Genomic DNA, 18,623 nt, shown 5'->3' on the forward strand with positions numbered 1-18,623 from the left:
GCGATGATAAAACGTTTTTTTTCAATACTATGTGCCGTTTTTGCATTAGTTTCTTGTAAAGACTACAAAGAAGTAAACATTGATGGCGAATTAAAAAAATGGCACAGGATTACGTTAAATTTTGATGGTCCTCTAACCAGTGAAATGGACGAAAACAATCCATTTTTAAACTACCGTTTAGATGTTACTTTTAAAAATGGTGAAGAAACTTTTGTAATTCCCGGATTTTATGCTGCCGATGGCAATGCAGTCCATACGAGTAGTGATGCAGGTAATATTTGGCAAGTGCGTTTTACACCAAACACTATTGGGGAATGGACGTATACAGTTTCTTTCAAAGAAGGTGAAAATGTTGCCATAGCTGAAGATATTACCAATGCCTCTAGCGCTGGTTTTATGGATGGTCAAGTAGGTAGTTTTACTATTGAAGAATCAGATAAAACAGGTATTGATAATAGGGCTAAAGGCAAATTACAGTATGTTGGAGAATCTTATTTAAAATTTACCGATAGTCAAAAATATTTTATAAAATTAGGAGTGGATGCGCCTGAGAATTTATTGGCTTATACAGATTTTGATGTATCTACAAATGCACTTGGATTTCAAAAGGCTTGGGAACCACATGCCAAAGATTTTGAAGAAAGTGCAACACCTTATATATGGCAAGAAACTAAAGGTAAAAACCTACTAGGCGCTATTAATTATTTAGCAAGCGAGAATTTAAACGTGTTTTCATTTTTAACCTTCAATGTGGATGGTGATGATAGAAATATCTTTCCGCACCTTTTAAAAGTGCCTATTGAAGACTATGAAAGCTATGCCAGTGTAAAGAAAAATAAAGAAGCATGGGAAACCATGTTTCATAAAACCCGTTTCGATGTGTCGAAATTGGATCAATGGGAACATATTTTCGAATATGCCGAAACTAAAGGCATGTTTTTACACTTTAAAACCCATGAAACCGAAACAGATCATTTAATGGATAAGGGTGTTTTTGGAATAGAGGGAAAATTATATTACCGAGAGCTTATTGCACGTTTTGGACATCATTTATCCATGAACTGGAATTTGGGTGAGGAGAACGATCAACCCACAGAAGAGGTGCTAAAAGCAGCTAATTACATTTCTAAACTAGATGCCTATAAGAGTCATTTAGTGATTCATACCTTCCCAAATAAAGACGATAGGTACCACGATTTTATTGGTGATAAATCCCCTTTAACAGGAGCATCTTTACAGTTAAGTCATCCAGATTTTAACGACGTTCATAGAAGGGTTTTAAAATGGAGAGAAAAATCAAACGCTACTGGAAAAAAATGGGCTTTGGCCGTTGATGAACCAGGGAAAGCAAATATTGCACTGTTACCAGACGATGAAGACCCAGAGCACAATTATGCGAGAGGCAGAGCCATGTACGGAACACTCATGGCCGGTGGATATGGTGTTGAGTGGTATTTTGGCTATGCCAGTCCAAATTCTGATTTAACGTGTCAAGATTTTAGAAGCCGTGATTTATTTTGGGATCAAAATAAACATGCTTTGGATTTTTTCAACAACTATATCCCATTTTGGGATATGGAACCTAAAGATGATTTGATTACTAGTGAAGCCATAGCTTATTGTTTTGCAAAAATGGATGAAGTTTACGCAATTTATGTTGAAGCTAAGGCAGATAAGGTAACATTGGATTTAGGGAATTCAGGAAAAACTTTCGATATAAAATGGTTTGACCCCAGAAATGGTGGTACTCTTCAAGAAGGTTCAATGACTTCAGTAAAGGCTAAAGGAATTATAGAACTGGGGGTTCCGCCTTCTTCATACGAAAGGGATTGGGTGATTTTGACTCAAAAGATTTAGGTAAGAAGTATCTACTTCATTTTTAATGAACCAATATCGATGTTTGAAGTTTAGAAAAAAACTCTTTATTAGTATTGCTCTATTTAGTTAATTTTCCTCGGTAATAACATAACAGTACAGGACAGGTTTTGATTCTTCCTATTTTATCTTTAACCTTCAAATTTTATGGCATAATGTACATGAATTCTAGCATTATTAATTGGGGAATTATAGGATGTGGTGATGTTACCGAAGTAAAAAGTGGCCCTGCTTTTCAAAAGGTGAAAAACTCAGCTTTAATTAGCGTCATGCGCAGAAATGAGGATAAAGTAAAAGATTTTGCTAAACGTCATCAAGTGTCAAGTTATACTACCAGTGCTTCTAAATTAATAAATGATGAAAATATAAACGCTATCTATATTGCAACACCGCCTGCTTCTCATTTGAACTATACATTACAAGCCATCCAAGCTGGTAAAAATGTATATTTAGAAAAACCAATGGTATTAAATAGTAATGAAGCTAATTTACTTTTAAGCGCACTAAAAGGAAGTGATGTAAAAGTTACTGTGGCTCATTATCGCAGACATTTACCTTTGTTTGTCAAGGTGAAGGAATTATTAGATGCCAAAATAATTGGTAAAGTAGTTTCGGTAGAAATTGATATTGCGCAATCAAAAAACGCCAATTTAATAGCCATAACCGATGAAAATTGGCGTTTAAACCCTGAAATTTCGGGTGGTGGATATTTTCATGATATAGCGCCACACCAAATAGATCTCATGTATTATTATTTTGGTGAAATTTCCAATATAAAAAAAGGGTTTGTTACAGATAGTGCGAATGTTATGGATTTAGTAAAGGGTGAAATAGAATTTAAAAACGGTGTTCAATTTAAAGGAAGTTGGGATTTTATAGCTTCCGAAGATAGTGATAGATGTACTATAGCAGGAGAAAAAGGTTCCATTGCGTTTTCTTTTTATAGCGATGAAATACGAGTTGAAACCAACAACAAAACGGAAACTTTCAAGTTTGAAAACCCCAAACATGTTCAACAACCTATGATAGAGCAAGTAGTTGGGTATTTTTTAGGAGAAAATGAAAATCCGTGCTCGGCAGAAGAAGCGGCAGTCGTAACTAAAATTATGGATACCTTTTGCGGAATTTAATAAGATCATGAAAACAAATTTTAAAATAACAAATGGAATTGTAAGTGCAATGTTATTAGTTATAACATCTGTATGCTCCCAAAATCCTATAGTCCCAAACGTCGGGTTAAACGATCCGCATATTCATATTTTCAACGATACTGCTTACGTTTATGCTTCGCATGATAAATCCATTAAAAACGATAAGTTTATCATGGAAGATTGGTGGGTTTGGTCTTCTCCCGATTTGGTGAATTGGACCAGACGAAGTGTTTTAAAACCTGAAGACACCTATATTGGAAAAGAATTTTCAAGATGTTGGGCTACAGATGCTGCCTATAGAAATGGGAACTATTATTTTTATTTTTCCGAAGGAAACGAACAAACAGGTGTGGTAGTTGGAGAAACACCAGTAGGTCCTTGGAAGGATATTTTAGGCAAACCTCTATTGTCCTCAGATTTAACACCTACGCATGAATATGATATGGCCATTTTTGAAGACAATGGTGAACACTATATCATTTTTGGTGTATGGGATTATTATATAGCTAAGCTCAACGAAGACATGATAAGTTTAGCAGAATCACCAAAGAAAATAATCGTTAAAAATCCAAGAGGTCCATATAATCCTGATGGAAGTAATACAAAAATGCCAACAGATGACAAGCCTTTTGTGCATAAATATAATGGAAAGTATTATTTGTCTTGGGGCTGTTTTTATGCCATGGCAGATAATGTATACGGGCCTTATGATTACAAAGACACCGTTATAAAAGAGGAGAGTTTTGCTGAAGGCTTAGATGCTCCAACATGGCCAAATGGTTTTTTACAAGGGCGTCATGGTTCATTCTTTGAGTGGCACAACCAATGGTATTATATTTATTGTGATATTAGTCAAACCGGAAATCGTTATTTTAGAGACAGCTTTATAAGTTATGTGCATTACAAAGATAATGGTGAAATGGCAACTATTAGAGTTGACGGTATTGGAGTAGGTAATTATGATGCCAATGCTAGTATCGAAGCCGAAGACTATTTTAAAGCAGCAGGTATAAAAAAAGTTGAAAACACTTTAGGAGGATTTTCAATACAAACAACAAAAAATACCAGTTATGTTGTTTATCCTAATGTGAAAGGCTTAAAGGCTAAAACCATTATAGAATTAGAGGTGCTGGCAAGTGAAGCTAGTACTATTGAGCTAAGAGATACTCATGCAGAAGGTAAACTATTGTCAACTTTGGAAATACCAAAAAATAATATTTACACATTTCAAAAACAACAATTTACTGTAAGTGGTTTGGAGGATAAAACATCATTATGTTTTGTGTTTAAAACAGATGCCTCCTTATCACTAAACCGATTCAAATTCAAAAATTAAAACTAAGTAAACATAACAAACTAATGAGAAAATTATTTTATGTTGCATTGCTATCAATTTTTGCTTCTTGTGGTGAAGGGGATTCAAATGCTAAAGATTACAAAGATACCTCGCTTTCAATAGATGAAAGAGTGGAAGCACTTTTGCCCAAATTATCCCTTGAAGAAAAAGTAGCACAAATGCGTATTTTTCATGCGAACATCGGTGCTAAACATGATAAAAATGGTAACCTTAAACTTTCTGATAAGGTAATTGAAAAATTAAAATTAGGTATTGCAGGTATTAAAAACCCTGGCGAACATATTGATGCAGTTTCCGCCGCTGAATTTAATAATAAACTTCAAAAATATATTATAGAAAACAACCGTTGGGGAATTCCTGCATTATTTGTAACCGAGTCCTATAATGGTGTAGATGCCGAAGGTTGTACTAAGTTTGGTCGCCCTATTGCTTCTGCAGCGTCATTCAATCCTGAGCTTGTACAAAGACAGTGGGATGTGGTAGGAAGAGAAGCGCGTTTACGTGGTATGCACATGTGTCATTCTCCAGAAGCCGATTTAGTTCGTGACCCACGTTTTGGACGTATGAGTGAGGCTTTTGGTGAAGATACGTATTTAACCACCCAAATGGTTACAAGTGCCATTAAAGGTGTGCAAGGTGATTACGAAGGTTTAGGTAATGGTACGCATATTGGTGCTGTTGCAAAACACTTTGCTGCTTACGGACAAGTGCTTGGAGGTTCAAATTTTGCTGCCATTGAAATTTCTCCAAGAACGTTAATTGATGAAATATATCCACCGTTTGAAGCTGCTGTAAAAGAGGCTAAAACCTTGGGTATTATGGCATCACATGGCGATATCAATGGTGTGGCCTCTCACGGTAACCCAGAATTGCTTACCGGTGTTTTAAGAGACCAATGGGGTTTTGAAGGGTATGTGGTCTCAGATTCTAATGATATTGCACGTTTACATTATTTTATGAACGTAGCAGAAACACCTGAAGATGCTGCGAGAATGGGATTAGAAGCGGGTATTGATATCGATTTATATGCTGAAGACTCTTATGCGTATTTACCAGAAATGGTAAAGAAAAATCCTGAATTAGAAAAGTTAATTGACAGATCTGTAAGACGTGTTTTAAGAACAAAATTTATTCTAGGCTTATTCGATAATCCTTACATTGATATAGAATCCGTTAAGGTAGGAAACAGAGCTGAGGCTTCTTTAGAATTGGCAAAAGAATCAGATTTAGAGTCGATTATTCTACTTAAAAATGAAAATAACACGTTGCCAGTAGATGCAAAAAAACCTGCAAAAATAGCACTTTTAGGCCCTCTTTTAAAGGAAAATACCAAAGCTATGTTTGAATCTGTAGTTGCTGATAATATTAAGTTTGTTGCCGAGAAAGGATTTCACCTTACCGATGAAACGGGAGGCGCTCCAAAATTATTAGAGCGCGATGGTAAAGCTTTAGATAATTTGGTTAACATCGCTAAAAGTTCAGATGTTATCGTGTTATTTTTAGGAGGCGATGAGTTTACTTCTAAAGAAGCTTTTTTTAATAATGCTTTAGGGGATAGAGCAACAATCGACCCTGTTGGTCCACAAGATGAACTAGTAGAAAGGGTAAAAGCACTGGGTAAACCCCTTATTGTGGTTTTAAAACATAGAAGAACGCTGTCTATTAATACTATTGCAGACCAAGCTGATGCTATTTTAGATACTTGGGATTTAAGCGAATTTGGTGATGAGTCTACAGCCAGAATTATTTTCGGTGAAGTATCTCCATCAGGTAAATTGCCAGTTACGGTGCCTCGTTCTATTGGTCAAATTCCTTTTCATTACAGTATGAAAGAGATAAACTATAAAAAAGGTTACTTGTTTTTAAAGGATGGTCCATTATTTCCTTTTGGTCATGGTTTAAGTTATGCTAACTTTGAATATTCGGATATTAAAATTTCAAATCCTGAAATGACAGCAGATACTGAATTAGAAGTAAGTGTAACCGTTACCAATAAAAGTAATGTAAAAGCCAAGGAAGTCGTACAAATGTATATTAAGGATGAAATAGGTTCGGTTACAAGACCCGATAAAGAATTAAAAGGTTTTGAAAAAATAGAATTAAATAGGGGAGAAAGTAAAACGGTTTCTTTTAAAATAACATCTAAAATGTTAGAATTTACAGGTGTTACAATGGAAAAAGTATTGGAAGCCGGTGATTATACGGTTATGTTAGGAACCTCTTCAAACGATTATTTAAAAACCACTTTTAAACTAAAAAAATAAAAACACCATGAATAAATCCATTTTAATTATGATAGCAGTTGTGTTACTGTTCAACTGCTCTACGGCTCAAAAAGTAGCCACAGTAGAAGCTCCAAAAGTAGTTTCAACTATTGATAAGTCCGATATAAAAGCATCAATGATTAAAGCTTTAGAGTGGCAAGAAGCACATCCCATTTTTGCAAGTGCACCAACAGATTGGACTGTAGGAGCTTATTACACTGGTGTTGCTAGAGCCCATAAAGCTACTAAGGACATGATATACTTGGCAGCCTTAAAAAATCAAGGCTATTGGAATAACTGGCAAACTTTTAATAGGTTACATCATGCCGATGACGTAGCCATTTCTTACAGTTACCTATATATTGATATGGCTGGTGGTAGAAGAAATTTGGTGGATTTAGAACCAACCAAAAAATTCTTAGATGCGCACTTGTATAACGACGACGAGTGGAAAGCCGGCACCGACAAAAGTGAAATGGGTAAAACTATTTTATGGTGGTGGTGCGACGCCTTATTTATGGCGCCTCCAGTTTTAAATCTGTATGCTAAACACACAAAGCAACCTAAGTATTTAGAAGAAATGCATAAGTTTTATATGCAAACCTTTAACCAATTGTATGATGAGGAAGAACAATTGTTTGCAAGAGATATGCGTTTTGTTTGGAAGGGTAACAATAAGGACGCTAAAGAACCCAATGGTAAAAAAGTATTTTGGTCCCGAGGTAACGGTTGGGTATTTGCTGGTTTGGCTTTAATTTTAGATGATATGCCAACAGATTATGAACACCGTCCGTTTTATGAGAATCTGTATAAAGAAATGGCTGATAAAATACTCGAAATACAACCCGAAGATGGTTTATGGAGAACTAGTTTATTATGTCCAGAGTCTTACGATCATGGAGAGGTAAGTGGTAGTGGCTTCCATACCTTTGCTTTAGCTTGGGGAATAAATAATGGTATATTGGATAAAAAGCATACGCCTGCGGTTAAAAAAGCGTGGAAAGCACTAAAGGCCTGCCAACATGAAGATGGTCGTGTAGGTTGGGTACAAGATATTGGAGCATTTCCAGAGCCAGCCTCGGCCGATTCTTGGCAAAACTTTGGTACTGGTGCCTTTTTAATGGCAGGTAGTGAGATATTAAATTTAGAGTAAGCGTTTATCAGATATAGAATATTAAAAACTCCCTATTTTTAAAAGGAGGGTTTTTTACCATTCAAGAATTATGCAACAATTTTTGTAAAAGTTTTTGCAATAGCTCTTATTTAACATATTAACCCAATTTTCATGTAATTTATCTGTTGTTAAGGATAGTGCAGGATGGTGTGTTTCTGCTTTATGGCTTATTTTTATTGGTTATTTAAAATAAGCTCATTATAGCTTATTTTAAAATTAAAAAAAAAACAGTTTGGCTAGGAAATATGAAAACAATTACGTCACTTAAAAAATACTACCTTAAATATATTTTATTATTGGGATTTATTACAATCTTCCATTTAAAACCAGAGGCACAGAGTTATCCCTTTAGTTTACCTGAGACTATCACAGCTTCGTTAGATGTACAGACTTCAAATAAAGAGCCTTTTAATAACAAGTTAATTGGGTATAATATTCAGGGGTTTAAAACGCAAACACAAAAAGATTTTTTGAAGTTGGTGAATCCGGTAACTATACGTTTTCCTCATGGTGTGTGGGCTAATTTTTATAAATGGCAAACAGATGGGTATCAAGATGATGCTTATGATAATAGAGATCACGAAGCAGCATTGCAAACTTTTGTATGTTGTATTAAAGGTGATATAGATGGCATTGCCGAACTAAATGAAGACAGAAAAGCGATGTATAACGGTAAGGGTTATGACATGATGTGGACTTATTCCATCAATTTTGATGATGGGGCAAGTAGTGTAGCCAGAGCACAAAAAGACATTGGTCTGGGTTTAGAGGTTAACGCCATAGAATTAGGAAATGAACATTTTTGGTTAGGGCAACGGTCTTTAAGAACGGCAACGCCAGAAATGTATTTGTCGGCAGCATCAGAAGTGTCTAGTTCCCTAAAAGCCGCTTTTCCAGATATTAAATTATCAATACCATTAAGTTGGCGAAAAACTCATGAAGCCTATAACAATATCATTAAAGGCAATGGCAATTATTTCGATGCCATTTCGCTTCATAAATACATGGGAGCAGATCCTGATGTGCCAGGAGAGAGTGATAGTGCTTACAGCTCCTTGTTAACTGCAAAATTACAATTAGAGGAAGATGCCAATTGGGTGCGGAGTTTTGCTCCAGGGAAACCTATTTGGTTAACCGAATGGGGCGTTTCGGCAGGAAGCAACGATAATGTGCATGCTGCAGCTTGTTTAGGAATGGCAGATGTGTATCTGTTTATGGCCGAAAATCAAGACATATACGAAAGAGCTAACTGGTTTATTTTTAATAGGGTGCTTAATGCCATGGTAGTGCTAGATACTAATAAAGAACCCTTGTATCCATTGCAAAAAAGAGGGTATTTATCTACCTACGAAATTATTCAAGATGTTTTTAGAGATGCCACCATGCTTGATGGCACAGTGACGTCTTCTTCACAATTATCAGTTTCGAGAGGTTCTGTGAATGCCATAAATGCCAGAGCCACAACAAATGAATTTGGCGAAACCAAGGTAATTGCTGTTAACCTAACAGATAAACCTGTAACCTTCGAATTGAAATTTGATAATGTGGTTTATACAAAAAGCTTTAAACACGAGGCTTTAGTATTCGATAATTTGGGGGTTGTAGCCAATATCGATTATTTTTCAAACCCATTACAGCTAATAAAAGAAGGTACGGGTACCATAACATTGCCTCCTTTGTCGGTGAGTAAAATTTCTGGAATTTATTACGATGAATCTATAAAACTAATTCCTGGCATTATAGAAGCCGAAGAGTACAAAGGAGGAGGTGACGGTGTTGGATATTCAGACACAACACCCGATAACACCCTAAGTCCAGGTATAGATACAGATGGTGTTGATGTGGGTGTTGATAATGGAATCACCTACGTTGGTGATACCCAAAATGGCGAATGGCTAAAATACGATGTAAACGTATTGAATACAGGTGATCATAATTTTGAATTTCAATATGCAGCCCAAAATGCGGGTGCATTAGTGAGTATAGAAATAGATGACGTGTTGCTATTTGATAATTTTTCTTTACCTCAAACAGGAAGTGGGACAGATTTTCAAACCACGACTAAATTCCTTGTTTACCTAACTAAAGGGCTTCACGTACTAAAAATTAACGTGCAAAATGCTGGTTTTAATCTAGATAAATTACACATAACTTATTTACCACCATTAGAAGTGCCTACGTTTGTAACACCTATGAACGTAGATAATATAGAACCAGGAAATAATATTCAAGTACAAGCTACAACCACCTTAGCTCCTGAAAATTTGGCTAGTTTGGCACTTTATATTAATAATAATTTAGTTCGAAGTATGATTACGGCACCATTTACATGGGGTTATAGTGGGCAGAACGATGTCTTATTAGAAAACATTGCTAGCGGAAATTATACCTTGAAATTAGTTTTAACCGATATTTGGAATAGAACCATCGAAAATTCTATAACAATAACAAGTAATAATTACCCAACCCGACCATATACAGGGTCACCGCATACCGTTCCTGGAACGATTCAACTTGAAGATTATGATTTTGGCGGACAAGGCTTCGCGTTTTCCGATGCCGATATTGGCAACTCTGGTGGTGTTTATAGAACGCAACCAGGTGAAAATGTAGATATTTCGGTTGGTGGAAGCAATTTTATTTTAAATGATTTAAAACCCAACGAATTTACCAGATATACCATTTACGTCACAGAATCAGGTCGATACGAAATGATTGTAAATTTCAGAACGTTTTCAACAACGTCTAAATCATTGGCGGCGTATTTGCTTCCCACAGATTTGTCGTCATCAACAGAATTATTTTACGATCGCGGTGGCTCCACAACTTCAGGAATTATAAGATCAGAAGACGCAAGTGGGTCAGTCGTGTTTCTTAATTATAAGTCTATAGAATTTAATTTAAATGCTGGTGTTTGGGTGTTAGAATTTAGGATACCACAAGGTGGAAACGGACCTTCTTACGATTATATAACCTTAAACAAAGTAGCTACCTTAGGTATTAATGATGTTTCAACTGCAAGTAACGATTTAATAGTCTACCCAGTGCCTAGTAAAGACGGAAGAATTAACCTAAGCATACCAAGTAAATGGAAAGTGTATTCTTTATTAGGGGCAAAAATAGCCGAAGGTAATGGGGATTTGGTCGATATTTCTAATGCTTCAAAAGGAATTTATTTGTTAAAAACTGAGGATAATATTATAAAAAAGATATTATACAAATAAGCAGTGCTATACTATATTTTTCATTCAACTTGGTAGGTGATTTTTTTTAGGAATTTTATTTGCCCTAATATTTGTGTTTTTGATTTTAAAAAAAAACTATGTGACAACAAGATTTATAGTTATTTTAATTTTGTAAAGAGTGAAACAACTGCTAAATCAAAGAAAAATTTAAATATTTATGAAAACACTATTAGTCCTTTTATTCTGTTTGCCTTTAGGTGTATATGCTCAAATTTGGCATGCAGATGCCAATATAGGTGGACCTCTAACACATTTCCAAAGCATTAATTTTCAAGATTGTGAAACAACTTCCAATAATCCCCAAATTTTTCAAGAGAATATAAATGGAGTGATTGGTAAAGTATGGAGGCAGACATGTCCTGCACAGGTAAAACGTAATGAGTTTTCAAGACCCATAGAAGAACACTTTTCAGGACAAACCATCTACTATGCTTGGAGAGTAATGCTTAGCCATAGTGATAATTTCAACGATAGATTTGCTATATTTCAATTTAAGACTTCTGAACCCGATGGTGGTAGCCAAAACCACCCTATTACTATAGCTTATGAAAATGGAAAAATCTTATTCCAATACTTCAAACCTTGTAAAAATATCAATACGGGGAATATAAGAAATTGGAAGCTAGGACCTGGTTGTTCCTCAGAGAATAGAAAATTTATATTAAAAGAAATACCGACTACAAAAGATACATGGATAGATATTGTGTTAGGTATTAAAAAAGGTATTGAAGAGATAGGTAATAACGCAGGGACTGTTGAAGTTTGGATTAATGGAATAAAACAAACACTTAATAATCCTAACGGCGCTCCGAGTGAAATAGTAGAGTGTAAAACAGATGATGACCCAGATTATAATGATAACATAGGTATTGATGAAAGATCTGTGTATGCAAAATTTGGTATTTATGGCGGGGGTAAGTGTCCGTGGGATATAACTTCACGTATTCATAATTTAAAAGCTTTTAATGATGGGGCAAGTGCGGTGCAGTCTCTAAATAGTACCATACCCCAATCACGCACCTTAAGCACAAGTGATGTTGTAGATTTTGGTAATGAAATAGTAATGGATAAATTTATTAAGGTGTTTCCAAACCCTGTCAACGATAGCTTTACGATTAACTTAGAAAATATACAAAGGGCTAAAGTAACCATCACAGACTTATTGGGTAAAACGGTTTACAGAACCACCACAGAAAATCCTATACTAGAACTAGATAAGGATGATAGGTTTAAATCTGGTATGTATATTATTTCAGTAAAGGATGAGTTTGATAAGATTTACACCTCCAAGCTCATAATAAAATAATATAATTTTAACTTAGTTTAGTTAAAGCCCTATTGGTAATTTCTCAGATAACATTGGGTTTTTTTATTGAAATTTGAAAATTTGCTATAACAACATAAGTAGTCTTGTTAATGAAATTTTAAAACTTATTTTTTCAAATTTGGTGGGTAGGACGAGTTTTTTGTTTGAAACCTAAAAAAAATCATGACAACACAGGACGGTTTTTAAGGTTAATACCTATAGTTTTATCAATTAAAACATAGTTTTACCATCAATTCTAGTTATAAAACATTAATCCTTCAAAATAAATGACATTATTAAGATTGCTCATTGTTCTTTTTTTCGCTCTTACAAGCTGCCAACAAAAAAATAAACCCGAAAACGACAAAATAGTTTTGGAGCTCCCCGAACGCCCAAATATTTTATGGTTAGTAACAGAAGATATGGGAGCTTACATTCCACCGTTTGGAGACTCAACGGTATTAACGCCAAACTTAAGTAAGTTAGCAAATGAAGGTGTTATCTATCCAAATGTATATTCAACCTCAGGTGTTTGCGCACCAAGTAGAGCAGCCATAGCCACAGGCATGTATCCCTCCAGTATTGGTGCTAACCACATGCGTACCAATTCGTATACCGAAGTAACAGGTTTGCCCAAATATGAAGCGGTTCCGCCTTCAAATGTTAAAATGATAAGTGAGTGGATGCGCACACAAGGGTACTATTGTACCAATAACTATAAAACCGATTACCAATTTAAGGAACCGGTAACCGCTTGGGACGAAAGTAGTCCCTACGCGCATTGGAGAAACCGTGATAAAGATCAACCATTTTTTGCAGTGTTTAATTTTACCGACACCCACGAATCGGGTCTTTTTGAGCCCTATGGACAAAGGCATATAGAAACACGACATTATAAAGCTGGCGATAGAAGCTATCAATGGGGTAAAGGCAATAAAACGGAAGAAGAAACAACTGTACATCTTCCTAAAGATACCGAATTTAATATCCCACCATACCTTCCAGATACCGATGTTGTAAAGCGCGATATGTGGAAACTTTATAACAATATTGCAGAAATGGATAGCCAAGTAGGTACAATATTAAAACAGTTAGAAGCTGATGGTTTGCTTGAAAACACCATTATTTTTTTCTATGGAGACCATGGTGGCCCATTACCAAGAGAAAAGCGATTGATTTACGATTCAGGTTTAAATACCCCCATGATTATTCGTTTTCCTAATAAATTAAAAGCGGGAACAAAAGATGAGCAACTCATCAGTTTTGTAGATTTTGCACCGACATTATTGTCACTCATAAATGAAGAACCAAAACCATACATGCAAGGGCAAGCCTTTTTAGGAAAGTATAAGACAGAAGAACGAACATATATTCATGCCGCTGCCGACAGATTTGATGGCTTTACCGATGCCATAAGGGCAGTTAGAGATAGTAGATTCAAATATATCCGTAATTACAGACCAGAACAAGGCTATTATTTGCCAGTGGAATACCGAGAGAGAATTCCAACAATGCAAGAGTTATTAAGACTGAAAGCAGAAGGAAAATTAAATGATATTCAAATGCAATGGTTCAGAGAACAAAAACCAAAGGAAGAATTGTTTGATTGTGAAGCCGACCCATACGAACTTCATAATCTTGCAGCAAACCCAGAAAATCAAGAAAAACTTAAAGAATTAAATGCTGAAATGGATAAATGGTTGGCAGATATTGGAGACCATCCAAACCTTGATGAAGCAAAACTCATTGAACTATTATGGTCTGGTAAAGACACCCAACCAGTAACATCACAACCCATTATTACCTCTGAAAACAGATTTGTAAAAGTGACTTGCAAAACGGAAGGGGCTTCCATTGGGTACAAAATTGTAGGTACAGATGGTAAAGCTCCAAATTCATGGGAAGTGTATCAAAATCTTATTCAATTACCTGAAGGTTCTAAACTCATAGCTCAAGCACATCGCATTGGTTTTATGCCAAGCGAAGTTGTGGAATTTAACTAGCATATTTTTTTAAAACAATTCAAAATAAATGAAAAAACTTCTATCACTACTTGCACTAATCCTTACAGCATCCAGCTATGCGGAACAAGTAAGACATATAGAAACCGTTAATGAAGCGTGGTATTTTCATAAAGGAAGTGTAGAGAAGCCTTTTAATACAGATGACACTGTTGTTTGGGAAAAGTTTACCATTCCACATTCCAGGAATACCGAAGATATTTTAGATGATGAAGATGGTTATTGCCGTGGTGCGGGAGGGTTTCAGTATCAATAGAGAAAAAGGATGCCTGTTATTTATACTAGACCTTATTGAATTAAACCCTTTTTCAGCCATAGCCTCTATGGGTTGGAATAACCGCCTTGGTATCAAGGATTCATAAGATGTCAATTTTGCTGCATGTTCCTTAACTGTATTTGGGAATGCTGCTGAAGTACAATTGTTGAAAATGGCACAATCTCTTAATGAAATTTCAATATTTTGATTACTACTACTGTAAATAAGCGGTTATTTTAATGACTTCATCTTTTTTTTATGTTAAATATCTGTTTTAGCAGTACATAGCAGGATAGTTGTTTGTAGCAACAGGACTAATTTTAGTTATAAAGATTGCTATAAAAATTCAAATAAAGGTTAGCAAAAACAAAATTTTGTTAAGATTTACGAAGTTGTTTACTGAATTTTATAAGGCAATATAAAGGCTAAACTATAATTTTTATAAACACTTTTATGAAAAAAATTACCTTTCTTTTAATTTTTATATCTGTTTGCTACCTGTCAAACGGACAATCACTTACCCACCCCCATATTTGGGTTAAAGACGCTGAAAAGCAGATTATTTTAGATAAAATATCCCAAAATACCTGGGCAACAAATTTGTTGAATCAATATAAAGGTAGAGTTGATTCTAAAAGAGATTCTCATAAAATTAACCCGTCAACTATAATTAATACCATACCATCATTACCAGGTAATAGAACTACACATAGAGATATCTTGACCTTAGGGTTTGATGCCAGTTTATTGTATTGGTTAACTAATAATGAAGATTATGGGCAACTTGCAGCTGATATTCTGTATAACTACACTAAAAAAATAGCCCAAATTTCTGGTAATGTTGATTTTCATTCGGGCGATTATTTAATTGATTCTAGAGAGGCGTATACAAAACCTCCTATGATTTATGACTTTGTTCATGGGTTTTTGGTAAAGTCTGGCACAACGGTTTATGATATCGATACAGGAACTAGAGTACCTTTTAATTTTACCAATTCTGAAACTGCATTTAAAAAATTAGCTGATAATGTATTTAATCGTGGTGGACTTAATTCTAACCATCCTGTTTTGGAAGGGCCTGGAGCCCTTTTTAATGTCCTTTCGATTGAAGATGATGCGACAAGACAAACTTATTTTAATAAGTTTATGAATGGTGCTACCAGACAAAATGGATTGACTTGGATGATGAATAGATGTAAAGATTCTGGCGCTTGGCCAGAAGCTACAGGCTACAGTATCGGGCCTCAAAGGATTGTCTTGGAGCTTATGGAAGTGGTTGATAGATACAACCCTTCTCTTAATATTTTTAATAATTACAAGGCTATTTTAGAAGATTCCTTCTTCTTTGAAAACTATAGGTTTCCTAACAGTAGTGAGGTGATGCGTTTTGGTGATGCGCACAGAACAAGATTGAATACTGAGGATTTAATGGAGCGTGTTTTCGTCATATCTAAACGTAAGGGTTATACAAATTTGGAATTAAAAGCCGAAGAAATGCTTAAGGCATTTTATTCTGCTAAAGGAGGTTTTAGCCCTACAGTTTCAACACAAACCTTAGAATGGAACAACCCGCTGAATTTATTGTGGATTTCTAACATAGCATTAATAAATGTAACACCTATTAATTATAGTTCATCTATTACAATTGACTATGCAGGTATTGCCATGCAAAGAAATTTAAATACCAATAATAGAGTTGAGTCTGGATTAATGGGATATACTGGTGGCGCGCATTATGTGCATTCTCATTTGTCGGGTATCGATATGGAAATATATGGCTTAGGAGCTGTAATGGGTACTGGTGGGGGTGATGTTGGCGCTGGCAATAATGCGAGGGATGGTGATGAATTTAGGAATTATCATAGAATCTATGCAGGCCATAATACAGTTATTATCAATGGTACTTCTAAAGGAACAGGTTTAGGTGCATGGAAGGCCGATAATCAGATAAAAATGGATAAAACGGTTACCCTTGCTGCAGAACCAGTATCGCTAGCAGATCCCATAGCATCAAACTTTACCTTTTCAGCACAAGTATTGGACGACGGAATCAATAATGCAAAGCAACAACGTGTTTTTAGTGTGATTAGAACCAGTGACAATACAGGATATTATTTCGATTTGTTTCGTTCAAAATCATTAGGGACTAATAACTTTCATGATTATGTATATCACAATGTAGGAGATAATGTGAGTATGGTAGATGCCAGTAATAATCCAATCTCTCTAACACCTCAAGTTAACAGATATCCTTCCATAGAAAGTGTTTATGCAGGTAAATCCATTTTCTTCCCTGGATGGCATTATTTTGAGCAAGTTAATACATCTGCAGCCACAACTACTTCAGTAAAGGCTACCATCCCTATGACCAAACAAGGCGTGAGATATATGCATATGTTAATGCCGGGAGGTGAAAGTAGAGAGTATACTGCCTGTAAAGGACCCGCAACTATTGAAGCGCAGATGGGATATGATGGTATTAAAACGCCTATTGTTACTGTAAGACAACCAGGGGAAGCTTGGGACAGGCCGTTTATTTCTATTTTCGAACCTTCTAGAAATGCTTCAGGTACGGTTCAATCGGTAGAAAATTTATATACCGGTGCCAAAATTGTTGGAGCGAAAGTTACCTCATTGGTAAATGGCGTTATAATGACCGATTACATCATTTCAAACGAGAATGATGGAGAAACTTATACGTCCACAAATCCTAATATTTCATTCACAGGTAGGTTTGCCATCATCAGAATTACGCCTACAACCATTTCACAATATATAGGTCAAGGGCAACAATTAACTTACCTAGGGGAAACACTTTATGGTGATAATGATGGAAAAGCTTATTTAGAGTATGCGAATGGTCCACAACCATTTGCTGTAACATTATTGTCTCCTTTTAACAATCAAGAATTTCTATTAAATCAAGAAGTGCAATTGTATGCCAATGCAACCACTGATACTGGTAACATTACCAAAGTGGAATTTTACATTAATGGGACATTGTACCAAGAAGCTACAACATTTCCTTATCTTTTAAATTGGACACCAACCTTGGTAGGCAACTATACCATTAAGGCTAAAGCGTATAATAGTGGTGGAAATAGTATAGAATCTTCAGAGGTTACAATTGTTGTTAATGATGTGGATAAAACCGATTTAACAGGAGATACCTATCGATTAAGAAATGTGGCAACGGGGAAATTTTTAGGAACCAATAGTAGTGGTGGGCAACCCGTGATTATGAGAGATACTGCAGAAGACAATGATAGACACTGGGAGTTTGTAAAAGTTAATGTAAGTGGCACAGAATATTTCAATATAGATAGTAAGCTAAATGGTGTATTACGTGGTACAGGTGGCGCTTTTGGAGGAGGAGCTTATCTTATTGTAAGTACAGGAAATCAACCTACAAATTCAGATGTAGATAAAGTCTGGACCGTACATTATAATCAAGCAGATGATACCTATCGCTTTGAAGTTAAAGATGGAGGTAGATTTATGTACGAAGATCCTAATGGTAATGTTTACAACTATCCTGTTGACGAAACAGATACCAGAAGTAAATGGCAAGCTATCCCTACAAGTGTTACATTAAGTGACCAAGAAAATGAACTTCAAGAATTATTAATAAAAGTATATCCAAACCCAACAAGCGGTGTATTTGAAATGATAGTTCCAAAACACATGAGCGGTATTAAACTTGAAGTATCTAACATACATGGACAATTAATAAGTTCAAAAATGTATGACATTAATGGAGGTAAAGTTAGTTTAGATATTAGTGACAGGCTTCCAGGTTTGTATTTTGTAAAATTGGATTTAGAAAAACCTGTTTACGTTAAAGTGATGAAAAATTAAAAAGATAAGTTTTGTTTGATAATTTAGAAGTTGGGCCTTAAGAAAATACTACAGGATATTACAGGATAATTTTGATGACCAAATAGTATACTTTAACCACTTTAATTTTAATTTTT

10 protein-coding genes are annotated in these 18,623 nt (G+C 35.3%); all 10 read left to right on the forward strand.

The window, feature by feature from the left end; genetic code table 11:
- Positions 1-3 precede the first annotated feature (3 nt).
- The 10 genes from ABD963_RS11595 (at position 4) to ABD963_RS11640 (ending at position 18,507) form a co-directional block, all read left to right on the forward strand.
- On the forward strand, positions 4-1,857 hold the full coding sequence (locus tag ABD963_RS11595) for a DUF5060 domain-containing protein (protein WP_345277142.1): 1,854 nt from the start codon (positions 4-6) through the stop codon (positions 1,855-1,857).
- Positions 1,858-2,030: 173 nt separating this feature from the next.
- A complete protein-coding gene (locus ABD963_RS11600) occupies positions 2,031-3,005 on the forward strand; it encodes a Gfo/Idh/MocA family protein (RefSeq protein WP_345277143.1) in 975 nt (324 codons plus the stop codon).
- A gap of 7 nt (positions 3,006-3,012) precedes the next feature.
- On the forward strand, positions 3,013-4,362 hold the full coding sequence (locus ABD963_RS11605) for a family 43 glycosylhydrolase (protein ID WP_345277144.1): 1,350 nt from the start codon (positions 3,013-3,015) through the stop codon (positions 4,360-4,362).
- A 23-nt stretch (positions 4,363-4,385) separates the two neighbouring features.
- Positions 4,386-6,647 carry a glycoside hydrolase family 3 N-terminal domain-containing protein gene (locus ABD963_RS11610; protein ID WP_345277145.1) on the forward strand — a complete coding sequence of 754 codons (2,262 nt, stop codon included), beginning with the start codon at positions 4,386-4,388 and terminating at the stop codon, positions 6,645-6,647.
- Positions 6,648-6,654: 7 nt separating this feature from the next.
- Positions 6,655-7,800, forward strand: a complete 1,146-nt coding sequence (locus tag ABD963_RS11615) for a glycoside hydrolase family 88/105 protein (protein ID WP_345277146.1) — start codon at positions 6,655-6,657, stop codon at positions 7,798-7,800.
- A gap of 266 nt (positions 7,801-8,066) precedes the next feature.
- Complete coding sequence (locus ABD963_RS11620) at positions 8,067-11,045, forward strand: carbohydrate-binding protein (protein WP_345277147.1); 2,979 nt, start codon at positions 8,067-8,069, stop codon at positions 11,043-11,045.
- 178 nt (positions 11,046-11,223) lie between these two features.
- A complete protein-coding gene (locus ABD963_RS11625; protein ID WP_345277148.1) occupies positions 11,224-12,372 on the forward strand; it encodes a T9SS type A sorting domain-containing protein in 1,149 nt (382 codons plus the stop codon).
- 287 nt (positions 12,373-12,659) lie between these two features.
- Positions 12,660-14,375: a sulfatase family protein gene (locus tag ABD963_RS11630; RefSeq protein ID WP_345277149.1), complete on the forward strand. Its 1,716-nt coding sequence runs from the start codon at positions 12,660-12,662 to the stop codon at positions 14,373-14,375.
- 28 nt (positions 14,376-14,403) lie between these two features.
- Entirely contained in the window at positions 14,404-14,649 is a 246-nt protein-coding gene (locus ABD963_RS11635; protein WP_345277150.1) for a hypothetical protein, read from the forward strand.
- A gap of 453 nt (positions 14,650-15,102) precedes the next feature.
- Entirely contained in the window at positions 15,103-18,507 is a 3,405-nt protein-coding gene (locus ABD963_RS11640) for an endo-acting ulvan lysase-like protein (RefSeq protein WP_345277151.1), read from the forward strand.
- Positions 18,508-18,623: the final 116 nt, after the last annotated feature.

Source organism: Litoribaculum gwangyangense, assembly GCF_039543505.1.
Taxonomy (GTDB): domain Bacteria; phylum Bacteroidota; class Bacteroidia; order Flavobacteriales; family Flavobacteriaceae; genus Litoribaculum; species Litoribaculum gwangyangense.

Bases quoted from the DNA above. Each gene is read 5' to 3' on its own strand.
- ABD963_RS11610 (WP_345277145.1), top strand. From the start codon at position 4,386: ATGAGAAAATTATTTTATGTTGCATTGCTATCAATTTTTGCTTCTTGT.
- ABD963_RS11600 (WP_345277143.1), top strand. From the start codon at position 2,031: ATGTACATGAATTCTAGCATTATTAATTGGGGAATTATAGGATGTGGT.
- ABD963_RS11615 (WP_345277146.1), top strand. From the start codon at position 6,655: ATGAATAAATCCATTTTAATTATGATAGCAGTTGTGTTACTGTTCAAC.
- ABD963_RS11635 (WP_345277150.1), top strand. From the start codon at position 14,404: ATGAAAAAACTTCTATCACTACTTGCACTAATCCTTACAGCATCCAGC.
- ABD963_RS11605 (WP_345277144.1), top strand. From the start codon at position 3,013: ATGAAAACAAATTTTAAAATAACAAATGGAATTGTAAGTGCAATGTTA.
- ABD963_RS11630 (WP_345277149.1), top strand. From the start codon at position 12,660: ATGACATTATTAAGATTGCTCATTGTTCTTTTTTTCGCTCTTACAAGC.
- ABD963_RS11625 (WP_345277148.1), top strand. From the start codon at position 11,224: ATGAAAACACTATTAGTCCTTTTATTCTGTTTGCCTTTAGGTGTATAT.
- ABD963_RS11620 (WP_345277147.1), top strand. From the start codon at position 8,067: ATGAAAACAATTACGTCACTTAAAAAATACTACCTTAAATATATTTTA.
- ABD963_RS11595 (WP_345277142.1), top strand. From the start codon at position 4: ATGATAAAACGTTTTTTTTCAATACTATGTGCCGTTTTTGCATTAGTT.
- ABD963_RS11640 (WP_345277151.1), top strand. From the start codon at position 15,103: ATGAAAAAAATTACCTTTCTTTTAATTTTTATATCTGTTTGCTACCTG.